Origin of the sequence: Halomonas sp. CKK8, from assembly GCF_029625235.1 — a bacterium.
GTDB lineage: Bacteria > Pseudomonadota > Gammaproteobacteria > Pseudomonadales > Halomonadaceae > Halomonas > Halomonas ventosae.
Window position 1 is genome coordinate 3,537,998 of sequence record NZ_CP121193.1, and the last position, 18,990, is coordinate 3,556,987.

General features: G+C 65.5%; 28 protein-coding genes. 4 read left to right on the forward strand and 24 right to left on the reverse strand.

The features are described 5' to 3' along the window. The 3 genes from P8934_RS16685 to fabB all read left to right on the forward strand — a co-directional run bounded on the left by P8934_RS16685 (nucleotide 1) and on the right by fabB (nucleotide 2,400). Nucleotides 1-528 carry a DUF2878 domain-containing protein gene (locus P8934_RS16685; protein ID WP_278032016.1) on the forward strand — a complete coding sequence of 176 codons (528 nt, stop codon included), beginning with the start codon at nucleotides 1-3 and terminating at the stop codon, nucleotides 526-528. A gap of 125 nt (nucleotides 529-653) precedes the next feature. Continuing rightward, complete coding sequence (gene fabA / locus P8934_RS16690; RefSeq protein WP_040183089.1) at nucleotides 654-1,169, forward strand: 3-hydroxyacyl-[acyl-carrier-protein] dehydratase FabA; 516 nt, start codon at nucleotides 654-656, stop codon at nucleotides 1,167-1,169. Between the two features lie 13 nt (nucleotides 1,170-1,182). Further along, on the forward strand, nucleotides 1,183-2,400 hold the full coding sequence (fabB, locus tag P8934_RS16695; protein WP_278032017.1) for a beta-ketoacyl-ACP synthase I: 1,218 nt from the start codon (nucleotides 1,183-1,185) through the stop codon (nucleotides 2,398-2,400). 73 nt (nucleotides 2,401-2,473) lie between these two features. On the opposite strand, the gene P8934_RS16700 is transcribed toward fabB, so the two are convergent. The 4 genes from P8934_RS16700 to P8934_RS16715 are packed head-to-tail and all read right to left on the reverse strand — an operon-like array spanning nucleotide 2,474 to nucleotide 6,185. Further along, nucleotides 2,474-3,235 (reverse strand): lysophospholipid acyltransferase family protein, encoded by a 762-nt coding sequence (locus P8934_RS16700; protein WP_278032018.1) that lies wholly within the window; start codon nucleotides 3,233-3,235, stop codon nucleotides 2,474-2,476. Next, nucleotides 3,232-4,122 (reverse strand): sugar nucleotide-binding protein, encoded by an 891-nt coding sequence (locus P8934_RS16705; RefSeq protein WP_278032019.1) that lies wholly within the window; start codon nucleotides 4,120-4,122, stop codon nucleotides 3,232-3,234. The genes P8934_RS16700 and P8934_RS16705 overlap by 4 nt, the downstream gene beginning before the upstream one ends. Nucleotides 4,123-4,146: 24 nt before the next feature. After that, nucleotides 4,147-4,743 carry a single-stranded DNA-binding protein gene (gene ssb / locus P8934_RS16710; protein WP_278032020.1) on the reverse strand — a complete coding sequence of 199 codons (597 nt, stop codon included), beginning with the start codon at nucleotides 4,741-4,743 and terminating at the stop codon, nucleotides 4,147-4,149. A gap of 47 nt (nucleotides 4,744-4,790) precedes the next feature. Beyond that, complete coding sequence (locus P8934_RS16715) at nucleotides 4,791-6,185, reverse strand: MFS transporter (RefSeq protein WP_278032021.1); 1,395 nt, start codon at nucleotides 6,183-6,185, stop codon at nucleotides 4,791-4,793. A gap of 160 nt (nucleotides 6,186-6,345) precedes the next feature. Here P8934_RS16715 and uvrA point away from each other — a divergent pair, with 160 nt between their 5' ends. Next, nucleotides 6,346-9,207, forward strand: a complete 2,862-nt coding sequence (gene uvrA, locus P8934_RS16720) for an excinuclease ABC subunit UvrA (RefSeq protein ID WP_278032022.1) — start codon at nucleotides 6,346-6,348, stop codon at nucleotides 9,205-9,207. 240 nt (nucleotides 9,208-9,447) lie between these two features. On the opposite strand, the gene rplQ is transcribed toward uvrA, so the two are convergent. The 20 genes from rplQ to rplP form a co-directional block, all read right to left on the reverse strand. Then, complete coding sequence (gene rplQ / locus P8934_RS16725; protein ID WP_106232389.1) at nucleotides 9,448-9,834, reverse strand: 50S ribosomal protein L17; 387 nt, start codon at nucleotides 9,832-9,834, stop codon at nucleotides 9,448-9,450. A 39-nt stretch (nucleotides 9,835-9,873) separates the two neighbouring features. Beyond that, complete coding sequence (gene rpoA, locus P8934_RS16730) at nucleotides 9,874-10,872, reverse strand: DNA-directed RNA polymerase subunit alpha (RefSeq protein WP_040183102.1); 999 nt, start codon at nucleotides 10,870-10,872, stop codon at nucleotides 9,874-9,876. Nucleotides 10,873-10,958: 86 nt separating this feature from the next. Then, on the reverse strand, nucleotides 10,959-11,579 hold the full coding sequence (gene rpsD / locus P8934_RS16735) for a 30S ribosomal protein S4 (RefSeq protein WP_108447061.1): 621 nt from the start codon (nucleotides 11,577-11,579) through the stop codon (nucleotides 10,959-10,961). A gap of 12 nt (nucleotides 11,580-11,591) precedes the next feature. After that, nucleotides 11,592-11,978 carry a 30S ribosomal protein S11 gene (gene rpsK / locus P8934_RS16740; RefSeq protein WP_040183105.1) on the reverse strand — a complete coding sequence of 129 codons (387 nt, stop codon included), beginning with the start codon at nucleotides 11,976-11,978 and terminating at the stop codon, nucleotides 11,592-11,594. 39 nt (nucleotides 11,979-12,017) lie between these two features. After that, a complete protein-coding gene (rpsM, locus tag P8934_RS16745; RefSeq protein ID WP_071943838.1) occupies nucleotides 12,018-12,374 on the reverse strand; it encodes a 30S ribosomal protein S13 in 357 nt (118 codons plus the stop codon). 123 nt (nucleotides 12,375-12,497) lie between these two features. Beyond that, nucleotides 12,498-12,611 carry a 50S ribosomal protein L36 gene (gene rpmJ / locus P8934_RS16750; RefSeq protein WP_009099023.1) on the reverse strand — a complete coding sequence of 38 codons (114 nt, stop codon included), beginning with the start codon at nucleotides 12,609-12,611 and terminating at the stop codon, nucleotides 12,498-12,500. 75 nt (nucleotides 12,612-12,686) lie between these two features. Continuing rightward, the gene (gene secY / locus P8934_RS16755; RefSeq protein WP_106232386.1) at nucleotides 12,687-14,018 is read right to left on the reverse strand and encodes a preprotein translocase subunit SecY; all 1,332 of its coding nucleotides are present in this window, start codon (nucleotides 14,016-14,018) and stop codon (nucleotides 12,687-12,689) included. Beyond that, nucleotides 14,019-14,453 carry a 50S ribosomal protein L15 gene (gene rplO / locus P8934_RS16760; protein ID WP_133636902.1) on the reverse strand — a complete coding sequence of 145 codons (435 nt, stop codon included), beginning with the start codon at nucleotides 14,451-14,453 and terminating at the stop codon, nucleotides 14,019-14,021. A gap of 3 nt (nucleotides 14,454-14,456) precedes the next feature. Continuing rightward, a complete protein-coding gene (rpmD, locus tag P8934_RS16765) occupies nucleotides 14,457-14,639 on the reverse strand; it encodes a 50S ribosomal protein L30 (protein WP_013331010.1) in 183 nt (60 codons plus the stop codon). Between the two features lie 5 nt (nucleotides 14,640-14,644). Beyond that, nucleotides 14,645-15,145 carry a 30S ribosomal protein S5 gene (rpsE, locus tag P8934_RS16770; protein WP_133636904.1) on the reverse strand — a complete coding sequence of 167 codons (501 nt, stop codon included), beginning with the start codon at nucleotides 15,143-15,145 and terminating at the stop codon, nucleotides 14,645-14,647. An 11-nt stretch (nucleotides 15,146-15,156) separates the two neighbouring features. After that, entirely contained in the window at nucleotides 15,157-15,507 is a 351-nt protein-coding gene (gene rplR, locus P8934_RS16775) for a 50S ribosomal protein L18 (protein WP_102626746.1), read from the reverse strand. A gap of 9 nt (nucleotides 15,508-15,516) precedes the next feature. After that, complete coding sequence (rplF, locus tag P8934_RS16780) at nucleotides 15,517-16,047, reverse strand: 50S ribosomal protein L6 (RefSeq protein ID WP_278032023.1); 531 nt, start codon at nucleotides 16,045-16,047, stop codon at nucleotides 15,517-15,519. 9 nt (nucleotides 16,048-16,056) lie between these two features. Further along, nucleotides 16,057-16,449 carry a 30S ribosomal protein S8 gene (gene rpsH / locus P8934_RS16785; RefSeq protein ID WP_133636908.1) on the reverse strand — a complete coding sequence of 131 codons (393 nt, stop codon included), beginning with the start codon at nucleotides 16,447-16,449 and terminating at the stop codon, nucleotides 16,057-16,059. A 32-nt stretch (nucleotides 16,450-16,481) separates the two neighbouring features. Beyond that, nucleotides 16,482-16,787 (reverse strand): 30S ribosomal protein S14, encoded by a 306-nt coding sequence (gene rpsN, locus P8934_RS16790; protein ID WP_278032024.1) that lies wholly within the window; start codon nucleotides 16,785-16,787, stop codon nucleotides 16,482-16,484. Between the two features lie 10 nt (nucleotides 16,788-16,797). Next, complete coding sequence (gene rplE / locus P8934_RS16795) at nucleotides 16,798-17,337, reverse strand: 50S ribosomal protein L5 (protein ID WP_106232381.1); 540 nt, start codon at nucleotides 17,335-17,337, stop codon at nucleotides 16,798-16,800. Between the two features lie 18 nt (nucleotides 17,338-17,355). Next, entirely contained in the window at nucleotides 17,356-17,670 is a 315-nt protein-coding gene (gene rplX, locus P8934_RS16800) for a 50S ribosomal protein L24 (RefSeq protein WP_040183125.1), read from the reverse strand. A 14-nt stretch (nucleotides 17,671-17,684) separates the two neighbouring features. Continuing rightward, nucleotides 17,685-18,056 carry a 50S ribosomal protein L14 gene (gene rplN, locus P8934_RS16805; protein WP_106232380.1) on the reverse strand — a complete coding sequence of 124 codons (372 nt, stop codon included), beginning with the start codon at nucleotides 18,054-18,056 and terminating at the stop codon, nucleotides 17,685-17,687. 52 nt (nucleotides 18,057-18,108) lie between these two features. Continuing rightward, nucleotides 18,109-18,369, reverse strand: coding sequence for a 30S ribosomal protein S17 (gene rpsQ, locus P8934_RS16810; RefSeq protein WP_106232379.1), 261 nt, complete (start codon nucleotides 18,367-18,369; stop codon nucleotides 18,109-18,111). 1 nt (nucleotide 18,370) lies between these two features. Next, the gene (gene rpmC, locus P8934_RS16815; RefSeq protein WP_040183129.1) at nucleotides 18,371-18,562 is read right to left on the reverse strand and encodes a 50S ribosomal protein L29; all 192 of its coding nucleotides are present in this window, start codon (nucleotides 18,560-18,562) and stop codon (nucleotides 18,371-18,373) included. After that, nucleotides 18,562-18,975, reverse strand: a complete 414-nt coding sequence (gene rplP, locus P8934_RS16820) for a 50S ribosomal protein L16 (RefSeq protein ID WP_021819610.1) — start codon at nucleotides 18,973-18,975, stop codon at nucleotides 18,562-18,564. The genes rpmC and rplP overlap by 1 nt, the downstream gene beginning before the upstream one ends. Nucleotides 18,976-18,990: the final 15 nt, after the last annotated feature.

Here is an 18,990-nt window from a genome sequence, read left to right on the forward strand (position 1 = left end):
ATGGCCACCCTGCCCGACGGTCCCGTGAAGATGCTGGCCAACCTGGCTGCCTTCCAGGCGGGCTGGTTCGCCTGCGTGCTGGGCGGCTCGCGGGTCGGCCTGCTGGCGGTCGCGCTGATCCTCACCCTGCACCTCACCTGGCTGGCCCGCCCCGGGGAGTGGCGCTGGCTGGCGGGCTTCGCTGCGCTGGGGCTGGTGGTGGACGGCGGCCTGACGCTGGCCGGCGGCTTCGCCTTCGCCGAGGGGACATCCCTGCTGGGGGGCATGCCCGCCTGGCTGTGGCTGCTCTGGCCCCTCTTCGCCACCCTGGTCCACCACTCGCTGGCCTGGCTCTGGCAATACCCCTGGCTGGCCGCGCTCGGTGGCGCCACCAGCGGCCCGCTCTCCTACTATGCCGGCGCCCGCCTCGCCGGCGTGGAGCTGGCCCCCTGGCTGCTGCCCGCCGAGGCGCTGGCCTGGGCGCTGATCTGCCTGGCCCTGAGCGGCTGCCTGGGCAAGACGCCTGCCCTGGCCAGGCGGCTCCGCTGAGGCCAGCCCCACCCCTCCCGCCTGCGGCGTGCATTCATCGTGTGTGGACAGTAGACTAGGCACAGCCGCCCGGCGGCCTCAGGCCGCTTTCGGCACACTATGATCTCGACTCTCGGAACGATTCAGTGACCAAGCAACACTCCTTTGATCGCGAAGAACTGCTGGCCTGCTCACGCGGCGAGCTGTTCGGTCCGGGCAATGCCCAGTTGCCGGCCCCCAACATGCTGATGCTCGACCGCATCATGCACATCCACGAGGAAGGCGGGGATCACGGCAAGGGCGAGCTGATCGCCGAGCTGGATATCCACCCCGACCTGTGGTTCTTCGACTGCCACTTCCCGGGGGATCCGGTGATGCCCGGCTGCCTGGGCCTGGACGCCATGTGGCAGCTGGTGGGGTTCTACCTGGGCTGGCTCGGCCATCCCGGCCGCGGCCGCGCCCTGGGCTGCGGCGAGGTCAAGTTCAGCGGCCAGATCCTGCCCGATGCCCAGAAGGTCACCTACCGCATCAACATCAAGCGCATCATCACCCGGCGCCTGATCCTGGGCATGGCCGACGGCACCGTATCCGTCGACGGCCGCGACATCTACCAGGCCAACGACCTGCGCGTCGGCCTGTTCACCTCCACCGCGAATTTCTGAACAGGAGGCTCCCATGCGACGAGTGGTAGTCACCGGCCTGGGCATCGTGTCCTGCCTAGGCAACGACGCACAACAGGTTCTGGAGGCGCTCAGGAACGGGCGCTCGGGCATTCGCTTCAAGGAAGACTACGCCGAGCGGGGCTTCCGCAGCCAGGTGGCCGGCAGCGTCGACATCGACCTGGACGCTCTGATCGACCGCAAGCTGCGCCGCTTCATGGGCGACGCCGCCGCCTTCGCCTATGTCTCCATGGCCCAGGCCATCGAGGACGCGGGGCTGGCCCCGGAGCAGGTCTCCAGCGAGCGTACCGGACTGATCGCCGGCTCCGGCGGCGCCTCCAGCGCCAACCAGGTAGAGGCCGCCGACCTGATGCGCGAGAAGGGGCTGCGCCGCGTGGGGCCCTACCGGGTCACCCGCACCATGGGCAGCACCGTCTCGGCCTGCCTGGCGACCCCGTTCCGGATCAAGGGCGTCAACTACTCCATCTCCTCGGCCTGCGCCACCTCGGCCCACTGCATCGGCAGTGCCATGGAGCAGATCCAGATGGGCAAGCAGGACGTGGTCTTCGCCGGCGGCGGCGAGGAGGAGCACTGGACCCTCTCCTGCCTGTTCGATGCCATGGGGGCGCTCTCGACTCACTACAACGACACCCCCGACAAGGCTTCCCGGCCCTATGACCAGGCCCGCGACGGCTTCGTCATCGCCGGCGGCGGCGGCATGCTGGTGCTCGAGGAGCTGGAGCACGCCAGGGCTCGCGGCGCGAAGATCTATGCCGAGGTGACCGGCTACGGTGCCACCTCAGACGGCCACGACATGGTCGCGCCCTCCGGCGAGGGAGCAGTGCGCTGCATGCGCCAGGCCATGGCCAACGTCGATGGCAAGATCGACTACATCAACACCCACGGCACCTCGACGCCGGTGGGCGACGTGGCCGAGCTCAAGGCGATCCGCGAGGTCTTCGGCGACTCCACGCCCGCGATGAGCTCCACCAAGTCGCTGACCGGTCACTCCCTGGGGGCCACCGGCGTTCAGGAGGCGATCTACTCGCTGCTGATGATGGAGAACGACTTCATCGCCGCCTCCGCCAACGTCGAGACCCTCGACGAGCAGGCCGATGGCTTCGATATCGTCACCCAGCGCCGCGATGGCGTGAAGGTCGAGCGCGTGCTCTCCAACAGCTTCGGCTTCGGCGGCACCAATGCCTGCCTGGTGCTGGAGAAGTGCCGCGACTGACCCGTCGCGCTCAAGGCCGCAACGCAAGAGGCGCCCCATGGGGGCGCCTCTTGCGTTGCGGGAGTCGTCAGCGTCAGGCCAGGGGCTTCTCGGTGACCGGCGGTGCGGCCGTGGCCGGGCGCGGCACCTCGGAGATCTCGGCAAGCCGTGCCTCGATCCACGCCTCCACCTCGACCAGCACCTCCTCCGAGGTGCGGCCGGCAGTCTCGATGGGCTCGCCCACCTCCAGCGACAGGCGCCCCGGGCGCTTGACCCAGTGGCGCCCCGGCCAGCGCTCCCCGGCATTGTGCGCCACCGGCACCACCGGCACCCCGGCGCGGCAGGCGATCACCGCACCGCTCTTGTTGTAGCGACGCCGGCTGCCCGGTGCCACCCGGGTCCCCTCGGGGAAGATCAGCACCGAGAGCCCCTCCTCGAGCCGGGTCTTGCCCTGGGTGAGCACCTGCTTCATGGCCCGCGCCGGCTTGCTGCGGTCCAGGGCGATGGGATGCAGCAGGCGCAGCCCCCAGCCGAAAATCGGGATGTTCAGCAGCTCCCGCTTGAGCACCGTGCAGACCGGCGGATGCAGCAGCTGCAGGTAGACGGTCTCCCACTCGGACTGGTGGTTGGCGAGAATGACGCAGGGCCCCTCGGGCAGGCGCTCATGGCCGCGGAAGTCGTAGCGCACCCCGCAGGTCAGGCGGAACCAGGCGATGATGAAGTGGTTGTAGAGGTTGAGCAGGCGATAGCGGGAGCGCAGCGGCAGGAAGGGGGCCGGCGGCAGGAAGAGCACGCCGCAGACCAGCATGGCCAGGAAGTAACCGGCATAGAAGACCAGGCTGCGGATCACGTTCATCGGGATATCGACTCCTCTGCCGCCTCGCCGTCATCCCTGGCCAGGCACCAGGTATCCAGCATGCGTCCGACTTCCAGACGCCAGGGCTTCTGGTGGACGCCGAACACGTCCAGCACCCGCCGGCAGTTGAGCACGCGACGCAGCGGCTGGTCGTGGTGGTGGTTCAGCGCCTTGACGCTGCCCAGCGCGACCCGCTCGCCACGCCCCTCGAGCCGCGTGGCGAGCTGGGTGCGCACCATGGAGACGAAGGTATAGGCACTCACCGGCTCGGTGCCGGCCAGGTGGTAGCTGCCCCAGGCTTCGGCCCCGCAGTACTGCTGCTGGAGCATGCCGATCAGCGCCATGGCCACGGCATCCGCCGAGGTCGGGCAGAAGATCACGTCGGACTCGGCGCGCACCTCGCCGCCATCCATCAGGGTGTCGAGCAACTCGCTGAGCCAGGCCTGGCTGCCCTCCAGGGCAAACAGCGGCCCCAGGCGCACGATCAGGTGCCGGGGGTACTCGGCACGGATCCGGTCGCCGGTGCGGATCAGCCGCCTCAGGCTGTCGTCGCGAGGCTCGGGGATCACGTGCTCATCGATGGGGACCTCGAGGCCATCCTCGTAGAGCTGGTCGGAGACGCACCACACCAGCGGGATATCCGCCTCGCGACACGCCTCCATGCAGGCCTCGACCGCCTCGGCATGGGCCGTGACGGTTGCCGGCTCGGCGGTGATCGGCCGCGACAGCGGCGGGATCACCAGCGCATCCGGGCGCAGCTCCTCGAGCAGCGCCCGCGCAGGGGCCAGACCCGGCTCGATGGTGAGCTCGGTGTCGCTGCGCCGGTTGGCCTCGCGGGCCAGCGCCAGGCTCAGGCAGTGCCCGGCCTCCAGGATCAGCAGCTTCACGGCACCTCCTTGGCTGCCCCCTGCTTAAAAGGGGATCTCGTCATCGAAATCGTCGAAGCTGCCCGGGTCCGGGGCACCATAGTTGCCGCCCTGCTGCTGGCCGCCACCCTGCTGCGGGGGGGCCGGCTGCGGGGCCGGACGCTGGGGCTGGCCGCCACCGAAGTTGCCGCCCTGCGGCGGGGCGTTGCCGTAGCCGCCCTGCTGGGGCGCCGGGCCGCCGAAGTTACCGCCCTGCTGGGGCTGGCCGCCGTACTGTCCCCCCTGCTGGCCGCCGAAGTCGCCGCCGCGGGAGTCGAGCATCTGCATGTCGTTGGCGACGATCTCGGTGGTGTACTTGTCCTGGCCGTTCTGGTCCTGCCACTTGCGGGTCTGCAGGCGACCCTCGATATACACCTTGCTGCCCTTCTTGAGGTACTGCTGGGCGATCTCGGCGGTCTTGTTGAACAGCACGATCCGATGCCACTCGGTGCGCTCCTGGCGCTGGCCGCTCTGCTTGTCCATCCAGGTATCGGTGGTGGCCAGGTTGAGGTTGGCGACGGCGGTGCCGGAGGGCGTGAAGCGCACCTCCGGATCCTGGCCGAGGTTGCCGATGAGGATGACCTTGTTGACGCCACGGGCCATGAGGGACTCCTTGCTGTCATGAATACGTTGTAAGGATCATACGCGGCTCAGGCGCCGCTGTGGTGATTCCTGGAACCGGTGAGGCGTGCCAGGGCCCGCTCGTCGAGGCGCTGGCGGTCCACCTTGAGGTAGGCCAGGCGCTCCTCGGGGACGACCAGCACGTCCTCCACCCCGGCCACCTCGGCGAACCGCGCCATCAGGGTGTCCAGGGCATCATCCTGCTCATTGTCGTCCAGCGCCACCACCTCGCTGGTCAGGTGGCGCGGGGGCGCCATGCCGGCCATCACCACCAGCCAGGCCAGGCCCACCAGGCCGCAACCGATAAAGACCGCGGAGAGCCCCCACTGCTGGACCAGGGCGCCACCCAGCACCCCGCCCAGGAAGGCCCCTAGGAACTGGCTGGTGGAATAGATACCCATGGCGGTGCCCTTGGCCCCGGCCGGGGCCAGCTTGCTGAGCATCGACGGCAGGGTGGCCTCGAGCAGGTTGAAGGCGATGAAGAACAGCAGCAGCCAGCCGAAGAGCGCCGGGAAGCCGTCGCCCAGGCCGGCCAGCCCGAACAGGCTCAGGGTGATGGCGGTGATCGCCGACAGGCACATGGCCTTCATGCGCCGCCGCTTCTCGGCGATGATCACCAGCGGCACCATGGCCACGAAGGCCAGCAGCATGATGCCCAGGTAGGTGAGGCCATGCCGCTCGACGGCGATGCCCGACTCGACCAGCCGGAAGGGCACGGCGACGAAGATCGCCATCAGCACCAGGTGCAGGGCAAAGATCGAGATGTCCATCCGCCACAGGTCGCCGCGCGCGAGGATGCCGCGCAGCTGGCCGCGGTCCATGCCCACGTCCCGGTGGCGCACCCGACGCGGCGCCGGCGGCACCAGCTTCCACAGCACCGCCAGCCCCAGGGCCGCCAGCGCCGCGGTGAACCAGAAGACCCCGGCCAGGCCGAAGCCGGCGGCGAGCCAGGGACCGAGCACCATGGCCACGGCGAAGGCCACACCGATGGAGAGCCCGATGGTGGCCATGGCCGCGGTGCGTACCTGTTCGCGGGTCTGGTCGGCGAGCAGCGCCATGATTGCCGCGGCCACCGCACCGCTGCCCTGCAGGCAGCGCCCCAGGATCACCCCGCCGATGGAGTCGGCGCCGGCGGCCACCAGGCTACCGAGCAGGAACAGGACCAGCCCCGCGGCGATCACCGGCTTGCGCCCCAGGCGGTCGGAGAGCAGGCCGAAGGGAATCTGCAGCAGCGCCTGGGTGAGGCCGTAGATCCCCAGCGCCAGGCCGACCAGCAGCGGCGTCGCCCCCGCCAGGTCATCGGCATACAGGGCCAGCACCGGCAGCACCATGAACAGGCCCAGCATGCGCGTGGCATAGAGCCCCGCGAGCCCGGTAATGGCGCGACGCTCGGTGGCTAACAGCAGTCCTGAGACCTTTCGCATGGCGGTTCGAACTTCCGTGGACGGACCCTCGGGCCCGGAGGTGGACCGCATATTCTAGCGGCTCGCCGGGGCGCAGGGAAAGCCGATGGCGGCCCGCGCTTTGCCGCCGGTGCGGCCCGCCCCGTATAATCGAGCTTTTGCCGCGTCCGGCGAGGTGGGAATGGACACAATTCTGGTCAGGGGTGCCCGCACCCACAACCTGAAGAACATCGACGTCGAACTGCCCCGCGACAAGCTGATCGTGGTCACCGGGCTCTCCGGGTCGGGCAAGTCGTCGCTCGCCTTCGACACCCTCTACGCCGAGGGCCAGCGCCGCTACGTGGAATCACTCTCCACCTACGCGCGCCAGTTCCTGTCGATGATGGAGAAGCCCGACGTCGACCATATCGAGGGGCTCTCCCCGGCGATCTCCATCGAGCAGAAGTCCACCTCCCACAACCCGCGCTCCACCGTGGGCACCATCACCGAGATCTACGACTACCTGCGCCTGCTGTTCGCCCGCGCCGGCACCCCGCGCTGCCCGGAGCACGGCGAGGACCTCGAGGCCCAGACCGTCTCGCAGATGGTCGACCAGGTGCTGACCCTGCCCGAGGGCAGCAAGCTGATGCTGCTGGCCCCGGTGGTCAAGGGGCGCAAGGGCGAGCACCTGCAGCTGCTCGCCGAGCTGCGCGCCCAGGGCTTCGTGCGCGCCATGGTCGACGGCCAGGTGCTGGAGCTCGACGACATCGCCCCGCTCGACAAGAACAGGAAGCACGACATCAGCGTGGTGGTCGACCGCCTCAAGGTGCGCGACGGGCTGCAGCAGCGCCTGGCGGAGTCCTTCGAGACGGCCCTCAACCTGGCCGACGGCGTGGCCACGATCCACTTCATGGACGGCGAGCACGAGGAGATCGCCTTCTCGGCACGCTTCGCCTGTCCGGTGTGCGGCTACTCCATCGCCGAGCTCGAGCCGCGCATGTTCTCCTTCAACAACCCGGCCGGCGCCTGCCCGACCTGCGACGGCCTGGGCGTGCAGCAGTTCTTCGACCCCGACAAGCTGATCAGCCACCCCGAGCTGTCGCTGGCCGAGGGGGTGATCAAGGGCTGGGACCGGCGCAGCGTCTACTACTTCAACCAGCTGCAGGCCGTGGCCGACCACTACCGCTTCACCCTGGAGACCCCCTGGCAGGACCTGGCGCGCCACGAGCGCGAGATCGTCCTGTACGGCAGCGGCAGCGACGACATCCCCTTCAGCTACGTCAACGACCGCGGCCGCAAGGTGACCCGCGAGCACCCCTTCGAGGGCGTGCTGCCCAACATGCAGCGCCGCTATCGCGAGACCGAGTCCAGCATGGTGCGCGAGGACCTGGCACGCCACATCGCCGTGCAGCCCTGCCCCACCTGCCACGGCTCGCGGCTGCGCCGGGAGGCGCGCCACGTCTACATCGACGACCGCACCCTGCCCCAGCTCGTCCACCTGCCCATCGGCGAGGCGCTGAACTACTTCGGCGAACTCAGCCTGCCGGGACGCAAGGGCGAGATCGCCGTCAAGATCGTCAACGAGATCCACGCCCGGCTGGAGTTCCTGGTCAACGTGGGGCTCGACTACCTGAACCTGGAGCGCAGCGCCGAGACCCTCTCCGGCGGCGAGGCCCAGCGCATCCGCCTGGCCAGCCAGATCGGCGCTGGCCTGGTGGGGGTGATGTACATCCTCGACGAGCCCTCCATCGGCCTGCACCAGCGCGACAACGACCGCCTGCTGCAGACCCTGGAACGCCTGCGCGACCTCGGCAACACCGTGATCGTGGTCGAGCACGACGAGGACGCCATCCGCGCCGCCGACCACGTGCTCGATATCGGCCCTGGCGCCGGCGTACATGGTGGGCGCATCGTCGCCCAGGGCACCCCGCAGGAGATCATCGCCACGCCGGAGTCGCTCACCGGCCAGTACCTCGCCGGCACCCGGCGCATCGAGGTCCCGCCCTGGCGCATTCCCGGCAACCCGGAGAAGGTGGTGCGCCTGACCGGTGCCCGGGGCAACAACCTCCAGAACGTGACCCTCGAGCTGCCGCTGGGCCTGTTCGTGTGCATCACCGGCGTCTCCGGTTCCGGCAAGTCGACGCTGATCAATGCCACCCTGATGCCCATCGCCGCCCGGGAGCTCAACCGCGCCACCAGCCTGACGCCGGAGGCCCATGACCGCATCGAGGGCCTCGATCACCTCGACAAGGTGATCGACATCGATCAGAGCCCCATCGGCCGCACCCCGCGCTCCAACCCGGCCACCTACACCGGCATCTTCACACCTATCCGCGAGCTCTTTGCCGGCACCCAGGAGGCGCGCTCGCGGGGCTACAAGCCGGGCCGCTTCTCCTTCAACGTCAAGGGCGGGCGCTGCGAGGCCTGCCAGGGCGAGGGCATGATCAAGGTGGAGATGCACTTCCTGCCGGACATCTATGTGCCCTGCGACGTCTGCAAGGGCAAGCGCTACAACCGCGAGACCCTGGAGATCGCCTACAAGGGCAAGAGCATCCACGAGGTCCTGGAGATGACCGTGGAGGAGGCCCTGGCCTTCTTCTCGCCGGTGCCGGCCATCGCCCGCCGATTGCAGACCCTGCTCGACGTGGGGCTCTCCTACATCCGCCTGGGACAGAGCGCCACCACGCTCTCCGGCGGCGAGGCCCAGCGGGTCAAGCTGGCCCGGGAGCTGGCCAAGCGCGATACCGGCAAGACCCTCTACATCCTCGACGAGCCCACCACCGGCCTGCATTTCGAGGACATCCGCCAGCTGCTCACCGTGCTCCACCGGCTGCGCGACCACGGCAACACCATCGTGGTGATCGAGCACAACCTGGACGTGATCAAGACCGCCGACTGGCTGATCGACCTGGGCCCCGAGGGCGGCTCCGGCGGCGGGCGCATCATCGCCGAGGGCACGCCCGAGCAAGTGGCACGCATGGAGGCGTCGCACACCGGCCGCTTCCTCAAGCCCCTGCTGGAGCGCGCCAAGGCCAGCAAGGCGGAGCCAGAGACCACTGCATAGGGGCAAGGAGCAAGGAGCAAGGAGCAAGGAGCAAGGAGCAAGGAGCAAGGAGCAAGGAGCAAGGAGCAAGGAGCAAGGAGCAAGGAGCAAGGCAGCATGCTCCCACCATCCAGACTCACAAGGGATTCCTTGTCACTTGCTCTGGCCGAAGGCCAGCCTTGCCACTTGCCACTCAAAGAAAAAACCGGCTCCCCTTGAGGAGCCGGTTTGGCGTACCACTGGCGGAAGGCCGGTCGAGGATCACTCCTCGGCGGCGGCTTCCTCGACGACCGGACGGTCGACCAGTTCGACGAAGGCCATGGGGGCGTTGTCGCCGGTGCGGTAGCCGCACTTGAGGATACGGACGTAACCGCCCGGACGCTCGGCGTAACGCGGCCCCAGCTCGTTGAAAAGCTTGCCGACCGCTTCCTTCGAGCGGGTGCGGCTGAAGGCCAGACGACGATTGGCGACGCTGTCCTGCTTGGCCAGGGTGATCAGCGGCTCGATGACGCGACGCAGCTCCTTGGCCTTGGGCAGGGTTGTCTTGATCACTTCGTGCTCGACCAGCGAGACGGACATGTTCTTGAACATGGCCTGGCGGTGCGAGCTGTTGCGATTCAGGTGACGACCACTCTTACGATGACGCATGGTTGTGATTCCTTACCAAACTGGGACTCGAGTCGAGGCTCACGCGGAGGCCTTGTCGTCCTTCAGGCTTGCCGGCGGCCAGTTCTCCAGCCGCATGCCCAGGGAAAGCCCGCGGGCGGCCAACACGTCCTTGATCTCATTCAGGGACTTCTTGCCGAGATTGGGGGTCTTCAGCAGCTCCACCTCGGTGCGCTGGATCAGATCCCCGATGTAGTAGATGTTCTCGGCCTTCAGGCAGTTGGCGCTGCGAACGGTCAACTCGAGATCGTCTACGGGGCGCAGCAGGATCGGATCGATATGATCCTCTTCCTCCACCACTTCCTGTTCCTTGTCGGCTTCCAGGTCGACGAAGGCGGCCAGCTGCTCCTGCAGGATGGTCGCGCTGCGACGGATCGCCTCTTCCGGATCCAGGGTGCCGTCGGTTTCCAGGTTGATGATCAGCTTGTCGAGGTCGGTGCGCTGTTCGACACGCGCGGCCTCGACGCTGTAGGAAACCCGGCGCACGGGGCTGAAGGTAGCATCCAGCTGCAGGCGACCGATGGCGCGAGACTCGTCGTCGGCATCGCCACGCACGTCCGCCGGCTCGTAGCCGCGGCCGCGAGCGACCTTGAGCTGCATCTTCAGCTCGGCCCCTTCGTTAACGTGGGCAATGACATGCTCGGGGTTGACGATCTCGACATCATGGTCGAGGGCGATGTCCCCAGCAGTCACGACGGCCGGGCCCTGCTTGTTCAGCGAGAGCACTGCCTCGTCGCGGCTGTGCATCCGGAGCGCCACGTCCTTGAGGTTCAGGAGGATTTCGATGACATCTTCCTGGACGCCCTCGATCGCGCTGTACTCGTGTTCGACACCGGCGATCTCGGCCTCCACCACGGCACAGCCGGGCATGGACGAGAGCAGGATGCGACGCAGGGCATTCCCCAGCGTGTGGCCGAAGCCCCGCTCGAAGGGTTCGAGCACGATCTTCGCGTGGTGTGCGCTGATCTCTTCGACCTTGATGTCGCGAGGACGGAGAAACTCTGTCACTGAACGCTGCATATGAACACCTTTCAGGCTGCCAAACGGATTGTCGGTACTCTCAAACCGCCCCCCGCAGACGGGGAGCGGCACGACGCGGGCGCCGCTTACTTGGAGTACAGCTCGACGATCAGGTTTTCGTTGATGTCGGCAGACAGGTCACCGCGTTCGGGCAGGGCCTTGAAAGTGCCTTCCATCTTCTTGGCATCGGTCTCGACCCAGACCACGTCGCCGCGGTTGGCGGCGATGGCCAGGGAAGTCTGGATGCGCGCCTGGTTCTTCGCCTTCTCGCGCACGGAGACCACGTCACCAGGCTTGACCTGGTAGGAGGCCACGTTGACGGTCTTGCCGTTGACGGCGATCGCCTTGTGGCTGACCAGCTGACGTGCCTCGGAACGCGTGGAGCCGAAGCCCATGCGGTAGACGACGTTGTCCAGTCGGGATTCGAGAAGCTGCAGCAACAACTCGCCGGTCGCGCCCTTCAGGCGGGCCGCTTCCTTGTAGTAGTTGCGGAACTGCTTCTCGAGTACGCCGTACATGCGACGTACTTTCTGCTTCTCGCGAAGCTGCAAGCCGTAGTCGGAAAGACGCTGACGGCGCTGGCCGTGCACACCCGGGATCTGCTCGGATTTGCACTTCTTCTCGAAGGGAGTGACACCGCTCTTGAGGAAGAGGTCGGTCCCCTCACGACGAGACAGTTTGCACTTCGGTCCAATGTAACGAGCCATGAATCTGTCTCCTTAAACGCGGCGTTTCTTCGGCGGACGGCAGCCATTGTGGGGAATGGGCGTCGCGTCGGTGATGCTCTGCACGCGGAAGCCGGCGGCATTGAGCGCGCGCACGGCGGATTCACGGCCAGGACCGGGGCCCTTGACCAGCACGTCGACGTTTTTCACACCATACTCGGCTGCAGCGGTCGCTGCACGCTCGCTTGCCACTTGAGCAGCGAACGGGGTGCTCTTGCGAGAACCACGAAAACCCGAACCACCGGCAGTCGCCCAGGAAAGGGCGTTGCCCTGGCGGTCTGTGATCGTAATGATCGTGTTGTTAAAAGAGGCGTGGATATGCGCGATGGCATCCACTACCTGCTTTTTAACCTTTTTACGGTTGCTACGCGGGTTAGCCATGTTGATGTCTATTCCTGTCTTTACGCCAGAACGTGCGTGTTATTTGCGGATCGGCTTGCGCGGGCCCTTGCGGGTACGCGCATTGGTCTTGGTACGCTGACCACGCAGCGGAAGACCACGACGATGACGCAGACCACGATAGCAACCCAGGTCCATGAGACGCTTGATGTTAAGCGTGACATCACGGCGCAGGTCACCTTCCACGGTGTACTTGCCGACTTCGGACCGCAGGGAATCCAGATCTTCACTGGACAGCTCCTGGATCTTGGTGGTCGGCGCGATGCCGGTCGCGGCACAGATGTCCTGAGCGCGCGTACGGCCAATCCCGAAGATATAGGTCAGCGAGATCGCCGCATGCTTGTTGTCCGGGATATTGACGCCTGCAATACGGGCCATCAGCTTACTCCGAAATTTGAGCGGCTTGCTCGATTAATCATCTACAAAAGGCGCAACAGCATACCCCTTTCCTCGCTCGAGGACAAGGGGCATGCCGGCACCCGGTTCAGTGCAGCGTCGGGATCAACCCTGGCGCTGCTTGTGCCGCGGCTCGATGCAGATGACGCGCACGGCGCCATTGCGACGAATGATCTTGCAGTTGCGGCACATTTTCTTCACGGAAGCTCGAACTTTCATCGTTCTATCTCCATAGTTGGCTCGCGACGCGGGCCAACGGTTCAGCTCGCGGCGCACCAAATCGCCAGCGGCGCCTCAGCGCATGATGCCGCCGCTACCGTAGCCTTTCAGGTTGGACTTCTTCATCACCGACTCGTACTGGTGCGACATGAGGTGCGACTGCACCTGGGCCATGAAGTCCATGATGACCACCACCACGATCAGCAGCGAGGTACCGCCGAAGAAGAACGGCACGTTCCAGGCCACGATCAGGAACTGGGGCATCAGGGAAACCGCAGTGATGTAGAGGGCACCGAACAGGGTCAGACGGGTCATGACCTTGTCGATGTAGCGAGCGGTCTGCTCGCCAGGGCGAATGCCCGGCAGGAAGGCCCCTGACTTCTTGAGGTTGTCAGCGACATCCTTGGGGTTGAAGACCAGCGCTGTGTAAAAGAAGCAGAAGAATACCACCGCCGCGCCGAAAAGCAAGATGTACAGCGGCTGACCCGGGCCCAGGGCCTGGGAGGCACGCTGTAGCCACTCCATGCCCTCGCCGGCACCGACCCACTGGCCCAGCGAGGCCGGGAACAGCAGGATGCTCGATGCGAAGATCGCCGGAATCACGCCCGCCATGTTGACCTTGAGCGGCAGGTAGCTGCTCTGGCCGGCATACATCTTGTTGCCCACCTGGCGACGCGGGTAGTTCACGGTGAGGCGGCGCTGGCCGCGCTCGATGAACACCACGAAGGCCACGGTGGCCACGCCCAGCACGGTCAGGGCCAGCAGCGGCAGGACATTCCAGGCCCCCTCGTTGCGGGCCAGCTCGAAGGCCTGCCCCACGGCGCCCGGCAGGCCGGCGACGATCCCCGCGAAGATCAGCAGCGAGATGCCGTTGCCGATGCCCTTCTCGGTGATCTGCTCGCCCAGCCACATCAGGAACACCGCCCCGGTGACGAAGGTCACGATGGCGGTGAAGTAGAAGCTGAAGTCGGCCGTGTAGGCGATCCCCTGGCTGGCCAGGCCCACCGACATGCCGGTGGCCTGGACCAGGGCCAGCAGCACGGTGCCGTAGCGCGTGTACTGGCTGATCTTGCGGCGGCCGGCCTCGCCCTCCTTTTTCAGCTGCTCGAGCTGGGGCGAGACCGCGGTCATCAGCTGCATGATGATCGACGCCGAGATGTAGGGCATGATGCCCAGCGCCATGATACTCATGCGCTCCAGGGCGCCACCCGAGAACATGTTGAACATGCCCAGGATGGTGCCCTGCTGCTCCCTGAACAAGGCAGCAAGCTGGTCAGGATTGATACCGGGAACGGGGATGTGGGCACCGATACGGTAGACCACGATGGCGAGGAGCACGAAGCGCAGACGCGCCCAGAGTTCACCCAGGCCGCTGCCCATCGCCGGCATGTTTCCTGACTTGGCCATTTAGTCCTCTACCTTGCCGCCGGCGGCTTCGATCGCGGCACGGGCACCCTTGGTGACCTTGATGCCGCGGACCGTGACCGCCTTGTTCAGTTCGCCGGACAGGATCACCTTGGCATGCTTGGTGGCGTCCTTCAGCACGTTGGCTTCCTTGAGGGTGTCCAGGGTGACTTCGTCACCCGCGACCCGGGCCAGTTCGCCCAGGCGGACTTCCTCGGAAACCAGCGACTTCGCGGAGGTGAAGCCGAACTTGGGCAGGCGCCGCTGCAGCGGCATCTGGCCGCCCTCGAAACCGGGCTTCACGCTGCCGCCGCTGCGCGACTTGAGGCCCTTGTGGCCACGGCCGCCGGTCTTGCCCAGACCGGAGCCGATGCCACGGCCGACGCGCTTCTCGGCGTGCTTGGAGCCCGGTGCCGGGCTCAGGCTATTGAGTTTCATGGATTACTCTCCCTCAACACGCACAAGGTAGTTGACCTTGTGGATCATGCCGCGGACGGCAGGGGTGTCTTCCAGTTCAACCGTGTGACCGATGCGACGCAGGCCGAGGCCCTTCATGGTGGCCTTGTGCTTGGCCAGTACGCCGATGGTGCTGCGGGTCTGGGTAACCTTGATCGTTGCTGACATGGTGCTTACCCCGTGATCGCTTCGACAGGCAGACCGCGCTTGGCGGCCACGTCTTCCGGCGACTGCAGGGAGGCCAGACCGTTGACGGTCGCCCGCACCACGTTCACCGGGTTGGTGGAGCCGTAGCACTTGGCCAGGACGTTGTGCACGCCGGCCAGTTCGAGCACGGAGCGCATGGCGCCGCCGGCGATGATCCCGGTACCCTCGGAGGCGGGCTGCATGTACACCTTGGAGGCGCCGTGACGGGCCTTGACCGGGTACTGCAGGGTGCCACCGGTGAGGTTCACCTTGACCATGTTGCGACGCGCCTGGTCCATGGCCTTCTGGATCGCCACCGGCACTTCACGTGCCTTGCCGCGACCGAAACCCACACGACCGTTACCGTCACCCACGACGGTCAGGGCGGTGAAACCGAAGATCCGGCCACCCTTGACCACCTTGGCGACACGGTTGATCTGCACGAGCTTTTCCTGCAGATCGCCGCTTTGCTGTTCGTTCTTCGCCATCGTAAAACCCTTTAGAATTCCAGGCCGCCTTCACGAGCGGCGTCGGCCAGGGCCTTCACACGACCGTGGTACTTGAAGCCGGCACGATCGAAGGCCACCTGGGTGATGCCAGCCTGCTTGGCGCGTTCGGCAATCAGTGCGCCCACCTTGGCGGCGGCGTCGGCATTGCCGGTCGCACCCTCGCGCAGGGCCTTGTCCAGCGTGGAAGCGCTGGCGAGGACCTTGCCACCATCCGGCGAGATGATCTGCGCGTAGATGTGGCGGGGGGTACGGTTGACGCACAGGCGATACACGCCCAGCTCGCGGATCTTGGCGCGAGCACGGCGGGCACGACGGAGACGAGATTCTTTCTTCGCGTTCATAACCCTGCCTTACTTCTTCTTGGCTTCTTTGCGACGCACCTGCTCGTCGGCGTACCGGACACCCTTGCCCTTGTAGGGCTCGGGCGGACGGAAGGCGCGGATTTCCGCAGCACACTGGCCGAGCTTCTGCTTGTCCGCGCTTTTCAGCACGATGACGGTGTTCTTGGGCGTTTCCGCCGTGACACCTTCAGGCAGCGTGTAGTCGACCGGGTGCGAGAAGCCCAGTGTAAGATTGAGCGTCTGGCCCTTGGCCTGGGCACGATAACCGACGCCGATGATTTCGAGGCTCTTGGTGAAGCCCTCGCTGACACCGGTGACCAGGTTCTGGACCAGGGCACGGGTGGTACCGACCATTGCCCAGCTCTTCGCGGACTCGCTCGGCTGGAAGGTCAGCTGCCCCTCTTCCTGGCCGATCACCACATCGGGGTGAACGGTCTGGGACAGGGTGCCCTGGCTGCCCTTGACGGACAGCTGGTCACCGTCGAGCTTGACCTCGACGCCTGCGGGCAATTTGACCGGATATTTGGCTACGCGGGACATTCCAAACTCCTAGAATACGGTGCAGATGACTTCACCACCGACACCCGCCTGACGCGCCGCACGATCGGTCATCACCCCATTCGAGGTGGTGACGATGGCGATGCCCAGACCTTCGGCGACCTTCGGCAGCGCGTCCTTGCCCTTGTACTGGCGCAGGGACGGCTTGGAAACCCGCTGCAGGTGCTCGATGACCGGCTTGCCCTCGAAGTACTTGAGGGTCACGGTCAGCTCGGGCTTGGCGGTCTCGCTGACGGCGAAGTCGCTGATGTAGCCCTCTTCCTTCAGCACGCGGGCCACCTCGACCTTGAGCTTGGAGGACGGCATGGAAACCGTCTCCTTGGTGGCCATCTGCGCATTGCGGATACGGGTGAACATATCCGCCAGAGTGTCTTGCATGCTCATTTACGTTGCGCTCCTGATGATTCTACGTGGCGTTACCAGCTGGACTTCTTGAGTCCGGGCACGTCGCCACGCATGGCGGCTTCACGCAGCTTGTTGCGGCCGAGGCCGAACTTGTTGTAGTAGCCGTGCGGACGACCCGTGATGCGGCAGCGGTTGCGCTGACGCACCGGGCTGGAGTCGCGCGGCAACTGCTGCAGCTTGAGCTGCGCGTCGAAGCGCTCTTCGTCAGAAGCGTTGACGTCCTGGATGACCGCCTTGAGCTCGGCGCGCTTGGCGGCATACTTCGCCACCAGCTTGGTGCGCTTGAGCTCGCGCTCTACCATGCTTTTCTTTGCCATGATCCCACCCTTATTTCTTGAACGGGAAGTTCAACGCGCCGAGTAGCGCGCGACCTTCTTCATCGGTTTTGGCGGTGGTGGTGATGGTGACATCCAGACCACGGATCCGGTCGATCTTATCATACTCGATCTCCGGGAAGATGATCTGCTCACGCACCCCCATGGAGTAGTTGCCACGACCGTCGAAGGACTTCGGGTTGAGACCACGGAAGTCACGAACGCGGGGGATCGCGATATTCACCAGGCGATCGAGGAAGTCCCACATGCGCTCGGAGCGCAGGGTCACCTTGATCCCGATCGGCCAGCCTTCACGCACCTTGAAGCCCGCGATGGACTTGCGTGCCTTGGTCACCAGCGGCTTCTGACCGGAGAGCTTCTCCAGATCGCCGATGGCGTTGTCGATCAGCTTCTTGTCGCTGGTCGCTTCGCCGATACCCATGTTCAGGGTCACCTTGGTGACCCGCGGTACCTGCATCACGTTGGCGTAGCTGAACTGCTCTTGGAGTTGAGCCACCACCTCGTTCTGATAACGTTCTTTCAAGTTCGCCATTTTGCTATCCGACTCGCGTTAGGCGTCGATCTGCGACTGCGTCGACTTGTAGATACGTACCTTGGTACCGTCTTCCTGAACCTGGAAGCCGACGCGATCCGCCTTGCCGGTCTCCTGGTTGAAGATGGCCACGTTGGACGCGTGAATCGGTGCCTCGCGCTCGACGATACCGCCCTGGTTGCCCGCCATCGGGTTGGGCTTGGTGTGACGCTTGATCATGTTCACACCGGACACCACGAAGCGGTTTTCGAGAACCCGCTTGACGGTGCCGCGCTTGCCCTTGTCCTTGCCGGCGATGACGATCACTTCATCGTCACGTTTGATCTTTTGCATATCCGCCTCGCTCCTTACAGCACTTCAGGCGCCAAGGAAATGATCTTCATGAACTTCTCGTTGCGAAGCTCACGCGTCACCGGCCCGAAGATACGGGTGCCGATCGGCTGATCGTTGGTGTTGTTCAACAGCACAGCCGCATTTCCATCGAAGCGGATCAGCGACCCGTCGTTACGACGGACGCCACTACGGGTGCGAACCACCACCGCCTTGAGGACCTGGCCCTTCTTGACCTTGCCACGCGGAATGGCTTCCTTCACCGTGACCTTGATGATGTCACCGATGCGGGCGTAGCGACGGTGAGAACCGCCCAGCACCTTGATGCACTGCACCCGGCGCGCTCCGCTGTTGTCGGCGACATCCAGCATTGTCTGAGTCTGAATCATCGGTTTTCTCCAAACCTAATCTGACTGCACTGGATTGAACGGCCTGAGCCGATCAACCCTTGGCCTGTTCGACGACTTCGATCAGGGTCCAGGCCTTGTTCTTCGACAGCGGACGGCATTCCTGGATGGACACCGTATCGCCGGCCTTGGCCTGGTTCGACTCGTCGTGGGCGTGCAGCTTGGTGGAGCGCTTGACGTATTTGCCGTAGATCGGGTGGCGCTCACGACGCTCGATCATCACAACGATGGACTTGTCCATCTTGTCGCTCACCACCTTCCCGGTGAGCGTACGGGCTTTCTTCTCTTCGGCCATCTCAGTCACCTGCCTTCTCGTTGAGCACAGTCTTCACGCGGGCAATGTCCCGACGAACCTGCTTGAGCAGATGAGTCTGGCTCAGCTGACCGGTGGCCTTCTGCATGCGCAGGTTGAACTGCTCGCGGAGGAGCTCGAAGAGCTGCTCCTGGAGCTGCTCGGCTGACTTCTCACGAATTTCCTGGGCTTTCATCACATCACCGTCCGTTTCACAAAGGTGGTGGAGACCGGGAACTTCTGGGCAGCCAGGGCGAATGCCTCGCGAGCCAGCTCCTCGGAAACGCCTTCGATCTCGTACAGGACCCGGCCCGGCTGGATCTGCGCGACCCAGTACTCGACGGAGCCCTTCCCCTTACCCATGCGGACTTCCAGCGGCTTCTTGGAAATCGGCTTGTCCGGGAAGACACGGATCCAGATCTTGCCGCCACGCTTGACGTGACGGGTGATGGCACGACGACCGGCCTCGATCTGACGGGCGGTGACACGGCCCCGGCCAGTGGCCTTGAGGCCATACTCGCCGAAACTTACCTTGCTTCCGCGATGCGCCAGGCCACGGTTGCGGCCCTTCTGCATCTTGCGGAACTTCATACGCTTGGGTTGTAACATCGACTCGCTCTCCCC

Bases quoted from the DNA above. Each gene is read 5' to 3' on its own strand.
- rpsE (WP_133636904.1), bottom strand. From the start codon at position 15,145: ATGGCGAAGAACGAACAGCAAAGCGGCGATCTGCAGGAAAAGCTCGTG.
- uvrA (WP_278032022.1), top strand. From the start codon at position 6,346: ATGGACACAATTCTGGTCAGGGGTGCCCGCACCCACAACCTGAAGAAC.
- fabB (WP_278032017.1), top strand. From the start codon at position 1,183: ATGCGACGAGTGGTAGTCACCGGCCTGGGCATCGTGTCCTGCCTAGGC.
- P8934_RS16700 (WP_278032018.1), bottom strand. From the start codon at position 3,235: ATGAACGTGATCCGCAGCCTGGTCTTCTATGCCGGTTACTTCCTGGCC.
- rplQ (WP_106232389.1), bottom strand. From the start codon at position 9,834: ATGCGTCATCGTAAGAGTGGTCGTCACCTGAATCGCAACAGCTCGCAC.
- secY (WP_106232386.1), bottom strand. From the start codon at position 14,018: ATGGCCAAGTCAGGAAACATGCCGGCGATGGGCAGCGGCCTGGGTGAA.
- rpmC (WP_040183129.1), bottom strand. From the start codon at position 18,562: ATGAAAGCCCAGGAAATTCGTGAGAAGTCAGCCGAGCAGCTCCAGGAG.
- rplN (WP_106232380.1), bottom strand. From the start codon at position 18,056: ATGATTCAGACTCAGACAATGCTGGATGTCGCCGACAACAGCGGAGCG.
- rpsM (WP_071943838.1), bottom strand. From the start codon at position 12,374: ATGGCCCGTATTGCAGGCGTCAATATCCCGGACAACAAGCATGCGGCG.
- rplF (WP_278032023.1), bottom strand. From the start codon at position 16,047: ATGTCCCGCGTAGCCAAATATCCGGTCAAATTGCCCGCAGGCGTCGAG.
- rpoA (WP_040183102.1), bottom strand. From the start codon at position 10,872: ATGCAGCGTTCAGTGACAGAGTTTCTCCGTCCTCGCGACATCAAGGTC.
- rplR (WP_102626746.1), bottom strand. From the start codon at position 15,507: ATGAACGCGAAGAAAGAATCTCGTCTCCGTCGTGCCCGCCGTGCTCGC.
- rpmJ (WP_009099023.1), bottom strand. From the start codon at position 12,611: ATGAAAGTTCGAGCTTCCGTGAAGAAAATGTGCCGCAACTGCAAGATC.
- ssb (WP_278032020.1), bottom strand. From the start codon at position 4,743: ATGGCCCGTGGCGTCAACAAGGTCATCCTCATCGGCAACCTCGGCCAG.
- rplO (WP_133636902.1), bottom strand. From the start codon at position 14,453: ATGAAACTCAATAGCCTGAGCCCGGCACCGGGCTCCAAGCACGCCGAG.
- rpsK (WP_040183105.1), bottom strand. From the start codon at position 11,978: ATGGCTAACCCGCGTAGCAACCGTAAAAAGGTTAAAAAGCAGGTAGTG.
- rpsQ (WP_106232379.1), bottom strand. From the start codon at position 18,369: ATGGCCGAAGAGAAGAAAGCCCGTACGCTCACCGGGAAGGTGGTGAGC.
- rplX (WP_040183125.1), bottom strand. From the start codon at position 17,670: ATGCAAAAGATCAAACGTGACGATGAAGTGATCGTCATCGCCGGCAAG.
- rpsH (WP_133636908.1), bottom strand. From the start codon at position 16,449: ATGAGCATGCAAGACACTCTGGCGGATATGTTCACCCGTATCCGCAAT.
- rplE (WP_106232381.1), bottom strand. From the start codon at position 17,337: ATGGCGAACTTGAAAGAACGTTATCAGAACGAGGTGGTGGCTCAACTC.
- rpsD (WP_108447061.1), bottom strand. From the start codon at position 11,579: ATGGCTCGTTACATTGGACCGAAGTGCAAACTGTCTCGTCGTGAGGGG.
- rplP (WP_021819610.1), bottom strand. From the start codon at position 18,975: ATGTTACAACCCAAGCGTATGAAGTTCCGCAAGATGCAGAAGGGCCGC.
- P8934_RS16715 (WP_278032021.1), bottom strand. From the start codon at position 6,185: ATGCGAAAGGTCTCAGGACTGCTGTTAGCCACCGAGCGTCGCGCCATT.
- P8934_RS16685 (WP_278032016.1), top strand. From the start codon at position 1: ATGGCCACCCTGCCCGACGGTCCCGTGAAGATGCTGGCCAACCTGGCT.
- rpsN (WP_278032024.1), bottom strand. From the start codon at position 16,787: ATGGCAAAGAAAAGCATGGTAGAGCGCGAGCTCAAGCGCACCAAGCTG.
- rpmD (WP_013331010.1), bottom strand. From the start codon at position 14,639: ATGTCAGCAACGATCAAGGTTACCCAGACCCGCAGCACCATCGGCGTA.